Source organism: Shouchella tritolerans, assembly GCF_025770735.1.
Lineage (GTDB): Bacteria > Bacillota > Bacilli > Bacillales > Bacillaceae_D > Shouchella > Shouchella tritolerans.
The window spans coordinates 783326-798378 of sequence record NZ_JAODPB010000001.1 but is presented as its reverse complement, the minus strand read 5'-3'; the positions used below and the strand labels follow the sequence as shown (position 1 = coordinate 798378).

Annotated in this window: 15 protein-coding genes; 5 read left to right on the top strand and 10 right to left on the bottom strand. The window is 45.2% G+C overall.

Going from position 1 to position 15053, the window contains the following annotated elements; genetic code table 11:
* Window positions 1–74 precede the first annotated feature (74 nt).
* A complete protein-coding gene (locus tag N6H06_RS03710; RefSeq protein WP_062745724.1) occupies window positions 75–986 on the top strand; it encodes an alpha/beta fold hydrolase in 912 nt (303 codons plus the stop codon).
* Between the two features lie 140 nt (window positions 987–1126).
* Here N6H06_RS03710 and N6H06_RS03705 read toward each other — a convergent pair whose 3' ends face one another.
* From N6H06_RS03705 to N6H06_RS03670, 8 genes are all read right to left on the bottom strand, one after another.
* Window positions 1127–1975, bottom strand: coding sequence for a sugar phosphate isomerase/epimerase family protein (locus tag N6H06_RS03705; RefSeq protein ID WP_062745723.1), 849 nt, complete (start codon window positions 1973–1975; stop codon window positions 1127–1129).
* Window positions 1959–2963, bottom strand: coding sequence for a Gfo/Idh/MocA family protein (locus N6H06_RS03700; protein ID WP_062745722.1), 1005 nt, complete (start codon window positions 2961–2963; stop codon window positions 1959–1961). The genes N6H06_RS03705 and N6H06_RS03700 overlap by 17 nt, the downstream gene beginning before the upstream one ends.
* A 21-nt stretch (window positions 2964–2984) precedes the next feature.
* Window positions 2985–4001 carry a Gfo/Idh/MocA family protein gene (locus N6H06_RS03695; protein ID WP_263705659.1) on the bottom strand — a complete coding sequence of 339 codons (1017 nt, stop codon included), beginning with the start codon at window positions 3999–4001 and terminating at the stop codon, window positions 2985–2987.
* Between the two features lie 44 nt (window positions 4002–4045).
* Complete coding sequence (locus N6H06_RS03690) at window positions 4046–4807, bottom strand: carbohydrate ABC transporter permease (protein WP_238583302.1); 762 nt, start codon at window positions 4805–4807, stop codon at window positions 4046–4048.
* A gap of 72 nt (window positions 4808–4879) precedes the next feature.
* Window positions 4880–5824, bottom strand: coding sequence for a carbohydrate ABC transporter permease (locus tag N6H06_RS03685; protein ID WP_062745718.1), 945 nt, complete (start codon window positions 5822–5824; stop codon window positions 4880–4882).
* Window positions 5825–5836: 12 nt separating this feature from the next.
* Window positions 5837–7093, bottom strand: coding sequence for an ABC transporter substrate-binding protein (locus tag N6H06_RS03680; RefSeq protein WP_263705658.1), 1257 nt, complete (start codon window positions 7091–7093; stop codon window positions 5837–5839).
* A 12-nt stretch (window positions 7094–7105) separates the two neighbouring features.
* Window positions 7106–8311 (bottom strand): ROK family transcriptional regulator, encoded by a 1206-nt coding sequence (locus tag N6H06_RS03675; RefSeq protein WP_212954346.1) that lies wholly within the window; start codon window positions 8309–8311, stop codon window positions 7106–7108.
* A 279-nt stretch (window positions 8312–8590) separates the two neighbouring features.
* A complete protein-coding gene (locus N6H06_RS03670) occupies window positions 8591–9823 on the bottom strand; it encodes a DUF418 domain-containing protein (RefSeq protein WP_263705657.1) in 1233 nt (410 codons plus the stop codon).
* Between the two features lie 260 nt (window positions 9824–10083).
* On the opposite strand from N6H06_RS03670, the gene N6H06_RS03665 reads away from it, so the two are divergent.
* The 3 genes from N6H06_RS03665 to sda all read left to right on the top strand — a co-directional run bounded on the left by N6H06_RS03665 (window position 10084) and on the right by sda (window position 11109).
* Window positions 10084–10434 carry a YolD-like family protein gene (locus tag N6H06_RS03665; RefSeq protein ID WP_062745712.1) on the top strand — a complete coding sequence of 117 codons (351 nt, stop codon included), beginning with the start codon at window positions 10084–10086 and terminating at the stop codon, window positions 10432–10434.
* Window positions 10435–10436: 2 nt separating this feature from the next.
* Entirely contained in the window at window positions 10437–10862 is a 426-nt protein-coding gene (locus N6H06_RS03660; RefSeq protein WP_153020491.1) for a hypothetical protein, read from the top strand.
* 103 nt (window positions 10863–10965) lie between these two features.
* Window positions 10966–11109 carry a sporulation histidine kinase inhibitor Sda gene (sda, locus tag N6H06_RS03655; RefSeq protein ID WP_082808205.1) on the top strand — a complete coding sequence of 48 codons (144 nt, stop codon included), beginning with the start codon at window positions 10966–10968 and terminating at the stop codon, window positions 11107–11109.
* Window positions 11110–11235: 126 nt separating this feature from the next.
* On the opposite strand, the gene N6H06_RS03650 is transcribed toward sda, so the two are convergent.
* Both N6H06_RS03650 and N6H06_RS03645 read right to left on the bottom strand, forming a co-directional pair.
* The gene (locus N6H06_RS03650) at window positions 11236–12774 is read right to left on the bottom strand and encodes a helix-turn-helix domain-containing protein (protein ID WP_062745709.1); all 1539 of its coding nucleotides are present in this window, start codon (window positions 12772–12774) and stop codon (window positions 11236–11238) included.
* A 755-nt stretch (window positions 12775–13529) separates the two neighbouring features.
* A complete protein-coding gene (locus N6H06_RS03645) occupies window positions 13530–13826 on the bottom strand; it encodes a hypothetical protein (RefSeq protein WP_062745708.1) in 297 nt (98 codons plus the stop codon).
* 429 nt (window positions 13827–14255) lie between these two features.
* On the opposite strand from N6H06_RS03645, the gene N6H06_RS03640 reads away from it, so the two are divergent.
* Window positions 14256–14879, top strand: a complete 624-nt coding sequence (locus N6H06_RS03640; RefSeq protein WP_082808203.1) for an N-acetylmuramoyl-L-alanine amidase family protein — start codon at window positions 14256–14258, stop codon at window positions 14877–14879.
* Window positions 14880–15053 lie beyond the last annotated feature (174 nt).

The window sequence follows — 15053 nt, the reverse complement described above, 5'->3', positions numbered from 1 at the left end:
TTTTAAATTATAAAGGAAAGGGCTTACAATGCAATTGTATGGCTATAAAGATGGCAAAAGGAGGCGCTAGACAAATGGATGCTTGGAACGATTTTCAGTTGTGCCAACTGAAGCATCGCTATGCTCCTGTGAATGGGATTCAACTACACTATGTAGAAGGAGGGGAGCAGCATTCTAATACGGTTATCTTATTGCATGGCTTCCCACAAAGTTGGGCCTTGTGGCGGTTCGTTATTCCCGATTTAATAAAGCGTTATCATGTGCTCGCTGTGGATTTGAGAGGATATGGGGATTCGGATAAACCAGAGGGGATAGAAAGCTATAGGAAAGCAAACATGGCCAAAGATATCTATGACCTTGTGACGCATTTACGATTAGAAAAAGTGACCTTGATTGGGCATGACCGCGGGGCTAGAGTAGCAAGAAGATTCGCCTTAGATTATCCTGACTATGCGGCAGGCCTTTGCCTCATCGATATTCTTCCCTTGGAATATGTCTATGACAACCTTTCTGCCTCGGAAGCGGCCAAAAAATATTGGCATTGGGTTTTTCAGGTAGTCGCAGAGTTGCCTGAAGCGCTCATTGCAGGTCGGGAAGAGGTTTATTTAGGGGCTTTGTTTAGACGAACGCCACATTTACTGGAGCAATTAAAATCTGACGGAGTTTGGGATGAATACGTACGAATTTGGAAGCAACCAGGTGGTTTTCAAGCAGCTCTGAACGATTATCGTGCGGCACACAAGCTTGATTTACCGAACTATCGAGTAGAAAAAGAAATGAATAAAAAAATCAATCACCCTTGTTTGCTGCTTTGGGGAGAAAATGGAAATCTGGCTGGTCAGCCTGTGCTTGATATATGGAAAGAAGTAGCGACAATGGCTACAGGAAAAGAGCTTGCTGGTTGTGGTCATTATGTTCCTGAAGAGCAGCCAGCCGCTATGATGCAAGAGCTTGTGCCGTTTTTGGAAAACATTCACAAAACATAGCAGGCATACTCCATGAGAAAAAATAAAAGCGATCACCTCATCTAGACGGATAGAAAAACTTGTCTACAGGCTGCAACATGGAGCGCGATGGTCGCGCTCCATGTTTGAGGTTGTCGAACACCTTCAATGCGAGCGTTTGTCTATTGTCTGTCGAGAGAATAATCAGAATGGCGTCCGAGCAACACATCGAGTTGCCGCGCCGTATCGTACGCAAGCGCAAAGGGATGCTCTTTGTAGGGGGTCAGTTCAGCAGTTACTTCCCCTTTATAACCAATTGCCTGGAGTTCAGCAATCACGCTCTTAAAATCGACGTCACCAGCAAACAAATTTGTAAACCCGTTGATGTTCCCAATCGTTTCTTTAAAATCTTTGACATGAACTTTTAAAATCCGCTTGCCTAAAATGCGGATCCATTGTTCAGGATAACCAAATGGCAGTACATTGCCAACGTCAAAATAAGCGCCAGCATACTCTGATTGCAGTGAATCAATAAACGCCTTCATCTCAAGTGGCGATAACAAAAAGCGGTTCCAGACATTTTCAATTCCAATGGCGACGCCTAGTTCCTCCGCATACGGCAATAATGTTCTTAAAGCAGAAATGCTGTTCTGATAGCAAAGATCATAAGGCGTTTCCTTTGTTACAACACCTGGAACGACAAGGATCGTACTGGCCCCGATTGCAGAGGCCAACTCCAACATTTTGCGGACAATGCGCTTGCCCTCCTCTTGGACAGCACTATCCGCTGACGACAAAGGGAATTCCCAGAGCAAGGCAGTGGAAAGGCTGTCCGTTTCTAGTCCATGAGCCGCAATTGCTTGTTTGATTTGCGTTGCTTCTGCATGGCTCGTATCCATCGTCAAGCCGATTCCCCCTGGTTGGCTGACATTGAGCTCAATGGCCTCAAACCCCGCTGCTTTTGTCCATTTTAAGACATCATTGAGCGCTGTCTCCGGTGGATAACACCATTGGTTAATCCCTTTTTTCACTGCCTTCGTTCTCCTTTCCCTGGAGGACAACGACTTCTTTTGTAGCAGCCGCCTCATAGGCGCCTAACGCTACTTCAAGCGCCCGCAAACCGTCAGTTCCACTAATGGATGGGGCCCGGTTCGTTTTGACGCTAGCAATAAAGTCGCGTATAAGCCCATCGTCCATGTCGTCCCCCCAATACGTGTAGCTGAGCCCGTTGCCATGGAATACATCAAACTTTTGCCCTTGGGCATCCACTTTTAATGTCCCTTTCGTGCCAATAAACTCAATGGTAACGTCGCCCCAAATGGGAAACTGGTCATTTCTCGACCAACTGCAGTCAAGCGTGGCAAATACGCCATTGTCAAAGGTGAATGTCAGCAATCCAGCATCGTCAATGCCGTTTCCGGAAAACAATTGGTCTACTTCTGCATATACTTGTGCCACCTCATCATCCAGCACCCACCTCATAATATCGACGACATGGACAGTATGGTCGATAACCGCGCCGCCGCCTGCTAGCTCCTGATCATTGAACCATCCTCCTGGATTTTTGCCACGGTTTGTCCCTTTTATCGCAACTATATCACCAAATTCACCCGCATCAATGCGCTGTTTGGCACGGGCAACGGCTTCATTGAACCTTACTGGAAAAGCGGTTTGCAAGAGCACACCTTCTTCGTTGCAGACGTCAATGATTTCTTGAGCATCTTCTGCTGTAGAGGCAAGAGGCTTTTCGCATAATACAGCGGCTTTCGCTCTTGCCGCCGCCACTGCATGTTCTTTATGACGACTATTCTCGCTTGTCACAACGACTGCATCAAGTTTTTCGGCAAGCAACGCTTGGTAGGTAGGGTAATAGGCCGTTTCATATGTTTTCGCTGCTTGTTTGCCTCTTTCTTGGTCGTCATCAGCGACCCCTACCAACTCGACATTTTCTATGTTCCGTAAACTCGACGCATATGAATAGGCATGACCGTGTGCAAAACTGATTATTCCTACTCTCACTTCATCTCCTCCTCTTTCTCGTTATGACAGCACCGTTTGCAAATGCAACGTGATTGGCTTATCCTCTTTAATCGATTCTAAAGCGGCTTCCGCGATTTCAACTGCTCGGTACGCATCTTCTGCGGTAACAAGGGGTTGTTCGTTTTTTTCAATGCACGCAATAAAATGACACAGTTCTTGTTCATAAGGCGACTGTTTGAGTGGGCTTTCTGGTACAGCCACACCACCCGTTTTCCCTGCGTCGCTTTTTTCGGCGATCAGCGGTTGCGCGCTTTGGCTGTCATAAGCTAAAATTCCATCGCGGCCGGCAAACTCAAACGACGTTCTAAATTGCTTATGGGCCCATGACCCTTCCAAATGGGCAATCACACCGCTTTTAAAACGAATCGATACGAGCGCATACTCTTTCGCCTGCTCATTGATGCCAGCCACACCGCCGATATTTTTCGCATATATTCGCTCTACCTCGCCGAATGTCCAACGCAAAAAATCAAAATCATGGATCAACAAATCGAGGACAACACCACCGCTGCGATCATAGTCCGCATACCAATTTTCGCTTGCTTGCGGGAAAGCGCCGCCCCTTGTCGTCCGGACGACACCAACATCGCCAATTCGCCCAGCCTCAACCACTTCTTTTGCCTTTCGGTATTCTGGGAAAAAGCGGACTACATGGCCGACGAACAATCTGGCTCCCTTTTTCTTGCAATATCGGACGATCTCCTCTGCCGCTTTTGCCGTACGCGCGAGGGGTTTCTCACAGATGACATCTGCGCCGATATTGGCCGCCTCTTTCACATAGGAAGGATGCAAGTCTGTCGGCAAGCAAATTGATACTACATCGATGCGTTCCCCGAGCGCTTGTTTCGCATCAGCAAAGGAATAAAACCCCAATGTACCCAGTTCTTTCGCAAATGTATCTGCTCGGTCTTCGTTAATATCGACAACGCCGATAAGATCTGCATGTTCCATTTTTGCAAAACTGCGAGCGTGGACCGCCCCCATCGTTCCAAGTCCGACAACTACTACACGAACCATCTTCCCATCCCCTTTGTCCAATCGATTTTTATGGGCTTGCTATACTATCTTCGTACTCCCCCTAGTGCAATTCCTGCTATTAAATGTTTTTGTAAAAATAAAAACATCAGCAGCATTGGTACAGTCGACATGAGCGCGGCTGCCATCAATAGCGGATACTCGGTTGAATACTGCCCTTCAAAATTGGCGATCCCTACCGACAAGACTCGCATATCAGCTGAATTGGTCATCACAAGTGGCCACAGAAAATCATTCCAAGCTGCAAGCACTGTAAAAATCGCCAGTGCCACCAGTGCTGGTTTAGCATTGGGCAGAATAATCCGCCAATAGATGCCCCAGTGCGTACAGCCATCTATGATCGCTGCTTCATCAAGCTCCTTCGGGATGCCCATAAAAAATTGCCGCAGCAGGAAAACACCGAACGCGCTAAACATGCCAGGCACAATGAGGGCATAAAATGTATCGATCCAGCCTAATTGCGCCAATAGTGCATAGTTTGGAATCAAAATCACTTGCATCGGTACCATCAAAACCGACAAAATCAAGAGAAAAAGCGTGTTTTTAAACGGAAAATTCAATCGGGCAAACGCATAGGCTGCCATTGAACAAAGGAACAGCTGTGCGCCTGTCCGCAACACTGTTACAAAAATCGTGTTGGCATAATAACGCAAGAAATCGGCACTCTCAAACACACGGGCAAAGTTGTCGAAACGCCATGTTTCCGGCCAAATTGTTGGCGGGATTTGCATCGATTCTAAATACGTCTTCAATGAGGTAGTCACCATCCACAAAAATGGGGTGACCATAATGACGGCACCAGCAATTAGTAAAAGATGAATCACTCCTTTTCTCACGATGACCACCACTCCTCTCCTTGATTATCCGTCGTAATGAACCCACTTTTTTTGCCCGGCAAACTGCATTACTGTCATTGCCAAAATTAGAAGGAACAACAGGAACGCTTGCGCTGACGCGTAGCCCATTTGTGAAAACATAAACCCTGATTCATAAACGCCATACACCATCGTGCGAAGCGGGCCGACTAGCGCCGTCGTATCGCCGATCATTACAAAGATCAAATCAAATACTTGCAGCGAACTAATCATGGCTGTAATGACGACAAAAAACAGCGTCGGCGTCAGCAATGGCAATGTGATGCGGAAAAATTGGCTGCGTTTGGATGCTCCGTCTATCGCTGCTGCCTCATAGTAAGTAGGGTCCACATGCTGGAGCCCCGCCACAATTAAAATGATGTTATTGCCGACAGTCATCCAAACATATACGGCGATCACACTAAGCAAAGCGATATTCGGGTCGAATAGCCATTCAGGTTGAGGCAAACCGAGAAAGCCGAGAACATAGTTCACCAAACCGTACTCCGTATTATAAAGCCACTTCCAAACCATTCCGACGGCGATCGGCATTGTTACGACAGGCAAAAAATAAAGGGCGCGATACACAACCATCCCTTTGATTTTTTGGTTCAGCAGCACGGCTATACATGTGGCAAGCGCCACCGAAACAGGTACAGCGACAAGCATAAAAAGAAGTGTATTAACGAGCGACCGCATAAACACCGGGCTTGAGAGCAGCGCGCTGAAGTTCTCCCACCCAGCGAAAGTAGGAGACGTCAGCCCATCCCAATGTGTAAAGGAAAGGGCAAATGAAGCAATCGCCGGACCGAGATAAAAGGCAAACAAGCCGATGAATGTTGGGCTGATAAACAAAAGGGCCCATAGCGTCTCTTTTGCCGCTTTGCTTTTTCGTTTCCCTGCTTTAGGTGTTGCTCCCATACCCGGAGGTTTTCCCGCTTCGCTTATCATGACATCTCCCTCCTATTCAGATTCTTCTCCTTGCCGCAAAATTCGCTCCATTTCTGTTGCAACTCGGTCAAGTACATCGTCAATGGGCTCTCCTGAAAGGAAAGCGCCTTGGATTTCCGTTTGCTCCATCCGCTGCCACTCCATTGTGTTTTTCGAAACCGGGTATGCCACTCCTGTTTCTTGCGCAGCGATAAAAACGTGCAAATTCATGTCCGGGATCGATTCAAGCCAAAGATCGCCTGCGGAGCGCGCAGCAGGTGTGGAAAAGCCACTTTTGGCAATCGTTTCATTGCCTGCTTCGCCTGTTAACTCCTTGATTAGTTCCCAGGCAAGTTCAGGGTGCTCCGTTTTTTTATTCATTGTCCAACTAATTCCGTGAAGAATGACAGCATCTTTTTTCCCTTTCGGCAATGGAGCGACATCGACTTTGTTGCCCATTTCATCATGAAACAAGGCAGCGCTAACGGAGAGCGTTGGGTACATAGCCACTTTATCAGACATAAACATTTGATCGAGGTCATTTTCAATTTGCGACTTAATATCTGGCGAAATGCCTTGGTCGACCAGCCGTTCTATGAAGGCAAATGCTTCTTTCGCGGCGGCAGTACCAAAACCGGAATGCGCCTGGTCTTCACTAACAATTTCCCCGCCCGCTTGGTGGATGTAATTGTAATAGCCTCGCTGGTTGCTGACAATCGGCGCTGCGTATCCATAAATCCCTTTATCAGCGTCTGTCAGCTGCGCGCCAACCCGCTCGATGTCCTTCCAGTCCCAAGTCTCATCTGGATAGGGGATGCCAGCTTCATCAAAAAGCGCTTTGTTGTAAAACAAGCCCACAGCATCGACAAAGTATGGCGCCCCAAATAGGTCGCCTTCGTAACTGTAAAGTTCGACCATGCTCTCATAGTAGTACTGTTTTTGAAAGGTTTCGTCCTCGGCAATAAATGGCTCGAGGCTTTGAAGTAGGCCAGGCTCTGCATACTGGTGGAAATTGACTGCATTCATCCAAAATAGGTCGGGCCCTGCCCCTCCTCCTATGCTTGTCCTTAAAGTCGTCCAATATTGAGAGTAAGGGCTATAAGTCACATTGACACGGACATCTGGGTGCTTGTTTTCAAAAGCGGCAATTGCTTCGTCAACAGCCGGCTTTGCCTGTTCATCCCATAATGCAATATCAAGCGTCTGCTGCCGAGGGCTTGCTCGTTCGCTCTGACACCCTGCTACCGAAAATGCTGCGACTAGCACTACCAAAGCGATCGCTTTTTTCATGCTTTGCCTCCCTTACTCATTTGTCTCAGGTAAAAACAACTCATACTTACCGACTTGCATTTCGTATTGCAACAAGACTGCTAACGCGCCAAGAATGTCTTTATTTGTTTCCAGAGAGGCCGGTTTCACTTCAATGTGCCGTGCAATCGGATTCAATGCCCGGCTGTTGATTTTTTTATTAAGGCGTTCAAACAAGGGCAAATTGTTTTGCACATGAGGCCCAGTCAACACAACCGCTTGCGGATTCAATAAGTGCAAACTATTGGTAATTGCTACCGACAGAGACTCTGCCATTTCCTCGACAACCGTTAGCGCAAACGGGTCGCCTGCGCAAGCGGCTTCAACGAAGTCCGTTGGTTGGATTGCTTCTGGCCGCCCAGCGGCGCTCTCAATGATCGCCGTTTTCACGCCTTGCGTGAGCCAGGCAGAGAGGATGCGTGAATAAATAGCCGGCCAGTTAACATAGTTTTCAAGGCAGCCTTGGTTGCCACAAGGGCAAGCAGGGCCACCAGGCAATACGGACATGTGGCCAATTTCGCCTGCACTGCCACTGAAGCCGCGGTAAATGCTGCCGTTCACGATCAACCCTGAACCAACCCCCTCGCCTACCGAAATAAACAACATTTCTTTATATCTCGCTGTGCCGAACTGCTTTTCTGCCATTATCATCGCATTCATGTCATTGTCTACATACGTTCGCAAACCAAATGCCGCTTCCACTTTTTGTTTTAAATGGACGTCATACAAGTCAAGTTTTGCATTATAAGATACAATGCCTCGTTCGGCTTGGACAATTCCTGGTACAACAATGGAAATGCCCACACATTCGTCCAGCTTTTCAAGCCGGCCAATAAATTCGGATAACGCTTTCATAATAAAATCGATATATGCTTCACCACGGAGCGAATGGACTTGTACATGGTGTTCTGAGCGGACATGTCCCTCTAAATTCAAAGCGGCGATGCGAACCGATGAGTTTGCCAGCGACAGGGCGATTATAAACGATTTGTCTGGATTAAAGCGGTAAAGCACCGGCCTTCTTCCTCCAGTCGAATGGCCGACTCCTTCTTCTTGCACATACCCTTCGTCAATAAGCTTGTTCAAAATCGTTGCGGCCGTCGTTGGGCTGACTTGTATTTGTTTGGCAATCATGTTCTTGGAAAGGGGCCCGTGTAGGCGGATAAGGTTTAACGCATTGATTCGATTGACTTCATGCAATTGTACTGGAGGCTTAATCTTCTCACCACCTCACTTTTCGTTTCAACTTTAAAAAGTTTCGCTTTTTAAGACAATTTCGATGTTAGAAAGGCAAATCCTTCTTTAATATCGACTTTAATTTGTCAGAAGTTCTTCCAGTAGCTTTCAAATGTTATCGGATTTTTAGGTTAGTCCAGTATGGCTCGATGGGGTTGTACAGAATATAGGAGGAGCTAAATCGTTGTAAAAGGGATGTCTTTTCAGGCTAAGAGCCATCTGGGCAGTCGCCCAAATGGCTCTTTATGCTGTGCGTTTTGCCGCCCCGCCGCCATATGTCCATTTCCGCCATAAAGCTTCAAGGGGCCCTTGTTTCCATTTTTTTAAATACAAATGGCTAAGTACGACTTGTGTAGCATAAATAGCAACGGCAATGAGTAACCCTTGGCTGCTAGAGACGCTGCCAAACAACCCAAAGCCATACCCATAAAAGATGGTCGTTGCCACAATCGTTTGCAGCAAATAACTCGTCAATGCCATGCGTCCTGCAGAAGCAATTGGCATGAACAAACGCGCCACTGCTTCTTTCTGTAAAAGGAGCACAAATGCTGATACATAAAACAACATTTGCAACGGGCCAGCAAGTATTCTGATGCCCTCAGCCAACCCTTGTGTAAACACAGGATTCATGTCGATTAAATTGTATTTGATCGACACTTCGAGCAACGTAAGAGGGAAACCCGCCAAAAAGCCAATCCAGCACAGCCTTTTCCAGCGTGTTAAGTTGGCTTTCACGTCATGGAACATTCCTGCTTTCCCCATCGATAAGCCAATTAAAAACAGCGGCAAAATTCCTGGTATGACAAAGATGACGGTAAAAAGTTGAAAGAATGACTCATTAAAAAAGCGATACTCTACTATTTGTAAATAGGTGCCATTCGCCATTGTTGCTATAGCACTAGCTGTATCGCCAGCAATGTCATCCATTGTCATGAGCCCTTCTCTCAGGCTAAATTCCATGCTAACGCCTAAAAACAACATGTAGGATGTCATCACTGCTGCAGAAACAAGCATTAGAGCGATCGTCCAAGTAATTAGCGTCTTTTGCTGGCGGTTGAAGAACAATGGCAAAAGCAAAGCTGTTAATGCATATGTATACAAGATGTCTCCTGACCATAAGAGCAGCAAATGCACAAGACCGACCACAAGCAAAAAGACGATCCGCCTATAAAAAACCCGTGTTGCTGCCATGTTTTTCGCCAAAACGCGCGTATAAAAAATATAAAACCCAAGTCCGAACAGCAAAGAAAACATTGGGTAAAACTTGCCGTCTACAAAAAAACTAATAAACAGCTGTACATTCGCGTCCAAGCGGTTTTCAGACAAAGCTTTCCCTTCTAGCATAAAGCTTGCATCGGTAAAAGCTAACGTTTTAAAAGCAATCATGTTTGCCATTAAAATGCCGAACAAGGCAATTCCCCGGATCATGTCCAACTCGTGAATCCGCTCCGAAGGCATTGTCGCAGTTAGTTTCATACAACGTCTCCTCTATCCTTGTTTTTCGCAAAACTCACATCTTACCATAAGCCTTAAGCAACATCATAACACAATTTGCCCATCTCATTGCACTTATTCATGAAATGCGCTAGCTGTTTTCATGGCGCTAACGGGCACGACGTTTCCTTCTTACATTTACGCTGCTCCTATCCTGAAAAGAACCACTATTTTCCACTTGTTATCGAACGGACATTCGCATACAATACAAACAAACGTTCCAATAAGAAAGGAGTTTACTGATGGGAAAAGAAGAGTGGTACATCCATCGGGGAAACTTGTTATGGGAAGGAAGTCGGATGATGCTGCCTGAGCATAAACAGGCATGGATTGAACTGCAACGGCAGGAAGAAGACGTTCCATTGCATGGCGAATTGGACGATGACGAATGGCGCGAGCTAGGGGCTACCATCATGGACGCGTTAAATCACACGTATGAGGTCACTGTCACTTATTGGGATCACGGCCGCTACCGCCAAAGAATTGGCACTATTGATAAATTAGACGAATGGAACAAGCGGATCAAAATCGCTTTTCCAGATAGGTGCGAGTGGCTTCCTTTGCGTATCATCAAACACGTTAGCCCCGTTTAAACATGGAACTGTCCAACAACCAAGTGCGAGCCCTGTTTGGGCTTGCCCCCACCGCCCGGGAAACCATTAGCGAAAAAGCGGAAAGGGCGGCGCAAGCCTATATCCGCTTGCATTATGCGCGCATCATTTTGACACGCGAACTGGTGCGTTTCCAAGGAAAACAAGTGGCAGGCATTAAATACCCCTCTGTCTATATAAACATCATTCAACAAGCACTCGCCCGCCTCTCCATCGACATGAGAAAGCTAAAAGACTTTATGCAAAAACACGCTATCCATGTTTCTGAAAAAGCGTGCTTGTCTCCCCATTATATCGAACATCTTTATTGGGTTAAAGGAGTAAAACATTCAGTTGGCGGTGCGCCGTTCGTCCTTTCTAGGCATGTTGAAAAAACGCTCAGCTATTACATGGCCGAATCAAACGGTTAACAATCATATATATAGGGTTTTTATTGATATAAAACACTATATGTAGTAACATTAAGGCACACATAGCCAACATTTCTCACCACATAACAGAGGGGGATATCGTATGCTGAAAGATTTATCAGACGACCTTCTGCTCCATTCGTACTACCAAGCGATTGAACATCAATTATCCGTTGATTTTATTGTGATTTTAAAAAATGAATTATTTCGCAGAGGCATGCTGCACACAACTGGCCAAAACACATAAATGTCTTTTGGCATGCCCCCTTTATAGTGGCCAACTATGCTTTTGGCTTTCAACGATGTATGCTTATCCGGGCGTTCGTCACAGTCTGTAAAACCTGCAAGGTTCTTGCTTAGCCTTGCAGGTTTTTTATCTCCCATTCATCTCCCTTTTTAAAAGTTGTCCTATCTCCTGCTGCTCTTTTCGTGTAAAAAGGATCGATTCAATCGCCCTTTTGTGGTGCTTTTCACACTGTTCTAGGATCCGGCGCCAGTCTTGGTTCGTTGGTGGAGACTGGATGTAAAGGACGTCCACTTTTTCATGATGGGGAAAAAGCGTGTCTGTAATAATGAACGAAGGCATTTCTGCTTTGTCACGGGTGTAAGTTATGGAAGTTTGGACGTTTAACTGATACGGTAGTGCAGCATTCATTCGTTCTGAAAGCTTTTGCTCATAGACAGGCCCTTCACTTGAAAAGATTTGGATATTCAATGGTTCATTTAATTTCTCAATGTCGGCAAATGTATAGACCAGTACAATATAACGAATGAGCAAGGCAGCCTGATCGATTTGTAAAAAAGGCACCATTTGCTCAGCCAATACTTTTTCAAAAGCAGCAAAAACGCCTTCTGTAATAAGCGGATGACGTTTTTGCAATACTTCTAGTTGAATTCGCTCTTTATAGCTAGAATAGTTCACGGAAAAGTACCGTTTATTACGATGGATTTGCAGCAAATGCCCTTCCATCCGCTGTGCCGCTTTTTCTTCCAACGCATGAGAAAACCATTTTTTTAAAGCGCGGGCGAACCGCCGCGTTGCCCTCCATTCTTCAGTACGGTGTAACTGGTTTGCAGCTAGATTAGAAGCGACAAGCTCTTCGTCATGGTAAAGAAACGGCGAATTTAAAAGAATGATCAATAAAAACTGCACTTCTGATGACCTTATGTTTTCCGGCACTGTCTTAAGCAATTCTCCAGCATTTGCAAGCACCTTTGTTTGCAAGTCGGAAGGGAATGCCTCATCATAAGAGTCAGTGAAGTGCCCTTGCTTTACTCGCAACCATTGGATAGCAATCCAGTATAGGAAACGTTCTGTTTGCAATGAGGACAAATTTAACTTCATAGCCTTTGCAATCGGCGCAAACAATTGATTAGCAAACTGTTTTTCAATCGAAAAAGGCCACGCAATGCCACTTCCGGTAACTTCCCAAAAAAAGCAAAAATAAAAAATGCGGATATGATGTTCTTTGCCAATGAGTTTAAACGTCCTCGGCTCAAATCGTAGATGGAAAGCATGGAGCAAAGGTTTGATTTTATGGAGCTTACGGAAGAATGTAGAACGGCTTAAGAAATGTTTTTGAATAAACGAATCCACACTTAAGCGGCCAGATAAAGAGCAGCCAATAAAACGGACCATATCATCCTGAAAATAGAGACGGCGCAAAACGTCATTAAGCTGCCGGTCATCTTTGTTTGAAAAACCATATTGATTATGAGCATTGCGCACAATCGCCATGTCTGTGCCCGTTTGCTGTAATTCTTTTTCCAATTCTTTTATCGTATAATCAACCGTGCGGTCCGAACAAGCCAATGTTTTACGGATTTCCGCCTTCGTGCAGTTCTCTTTGGCGCCAATGAAATGAATCAATTTCACTAAGCGCTCAATGCGTTTATCTGTCAGCATATCCATAAAAAACCCTCTTAGTGAATGATCTAGCGGCATCCCGCATATCGCCGTATCAACCTGTTGCGCCATCTCCCGCATAACCTTTAATTGCTATTATAAGTGAGTCAATAAAAGGGGCTTTATATAAAGAATAAGGTTAGATTTAATGGAAAGCGAGAAACCATCTCGCCTATGACTAAACCTCAAGTCCTATCTTACAATCAACGCTTTAACTATAAGCTAAGGTTGCCTCCAAACTCCCATTACCGTTTCCTTGCTTTGATGTAGTCTGGCCTAGTCAAATAATTTCATATAACTTCTATGTTTACTCAGTTTTCTTGTGTTTGGAATGATACAGAACTCCGCTTTTTGCTCACCTCCTCTCACTTGGCCATAAATGATTGATTGCTGAACATTGAGTTTAGAATAATGGTTTGCCTACATTCCACAAGAATTGGGGTTTCTCCCAGTTATTTCGCAAAAGCGGTTAATATTCCTTTGTTTTTGTAGCTATCTGCTAAAAACAGCAAAACATTCTAATAAATGACCGTTTATAGCCATGAATAACCATAACCAGACCATTATACCCAAGTATTTTGTATAGGAGCTGATTGCACAGCCTCCGCTTAAAAACATGCTAATTAGCTTGAATGGGCAAACGTTATCTTAGAATAAAATAAAATAATTATTCGCAATTACTGTTCTGAATTATCTGCCAATATGATGTAGTCAAGCCGTTCCTCCTCTCCCTCCCTCATGTAGAACCGCTTCTGCGTTTTTTATACGCAGATCTCATTATCGTCATCCTTCTTTTTTAGCGCTTTCATTAAAGCTTTGCGAACAGCTTTTAAATACTCTACTTGGCTGCGGGAGATCGTCTCGAAATTCATCATATCTTGGCGCAAGTAGACGATATGCCAGAGCCGACTTAATTCTTTGTCTTCCATTCGTCCCCGTAGCTTTACAATCGCAAGATCTACCACTTCGCGAAACGTAGACGTCGGAGAGCCTACCTCTTGGCGCAATAGACGATAAATGTCATTCATAATGCGGTATGCTTCTAAATTTGATTTCATCGTTTCTCCTCCGATTACAAGCCTAAAGGTCTAGGTTTTAGTACTTATTTTACTATAGTTTTCCATTTTGCTAATTTCATATTTTGCGCCTTGGTTGCAAAATTTGAAACATACGTGATCACTAAAAAACGAGAAATCAAGCCTTTTTGTTACTTAGCTACCATCTATGCCTGGGACAAAAGATTGAAATTAGCTAAATAGCTTCCTAACTGAGCGATCTTGAAACGTCACTAGTCACCTCTTCTTAGACCACTCTTCCTTGTTTTCTTAAAACTTAACCACTGCGGTTCTTCATGTTTTTCTCTTCGGATCCATATTTTCCCTTCATTTTAATCAGGAAGGGCTGTTTTCGACAAAATCCCTTGTTGCCACAGTAGCAATCTCTTAGACTACTAAATAAGCTGATCGATAAAAACCAAGGAGGCGCTCATGAGAAAAAAGCATGCTTTTTCATTTTTGATGGCCGCCATCCTTGCAGTAGTCTGCACTAGCTATTTTCTAGCGTCAGAAGCGGCGGCTAGTGTATCTGGTAAAGTCATTGCCATTGATGCGGGCCACGGTGGAAGCGATCCTGGGGCAGTCGCAAATGGGATTTACGAGAAAGATCTTGTTTTAAAGGTAGCTACGCATACGAAGGATATGCTTGAAGAGGCAGGGGCAACAGTCATTATGACGAGAACGGGGGACGTATATGTTGGGCTCGAAGCCCGGGCCGAGCTTGCCAATGCCAGTAATGCCGATACGTTTGTTAGCATTCATGCCAATGCAGCAACCCCAAGTGCCAATGGGACAGAGACATTCCACTTTCCATCAAGCAACCAAGGCCAAGCGTTGGCTTCAGCTTTGCAAACTGAACTCGTCAACACGCTAAATACAAGAAACCGCGGCGTCAAATCGGCAAATTTTAATGTGCTGCGCAACACTGCCATGCCTGCCGCCCTTGTCGAACTTGGATTTATTACCAATGCTGAAGAAGCGGAACGGATGAAAGCTGCCAGTTTTCCAAGCGAAGCGGCAATGGCCATTGTGCGGGGGCTTGAACAATACCATTAAAAGTACACATAGTCCCGCTCTTTCACCTGCTAAATCATTCTGTTTCCAGCCAACTTTACACAAAAACAAAGCAGAAATCCGTCTGATTTTACCCAAATCTTTGTACGGCTTAGTGCGTTAATATGTAGCTGCACAACAAAAAAAGGCTGCTGGGTATCCCAGCAGCCTTCAGAC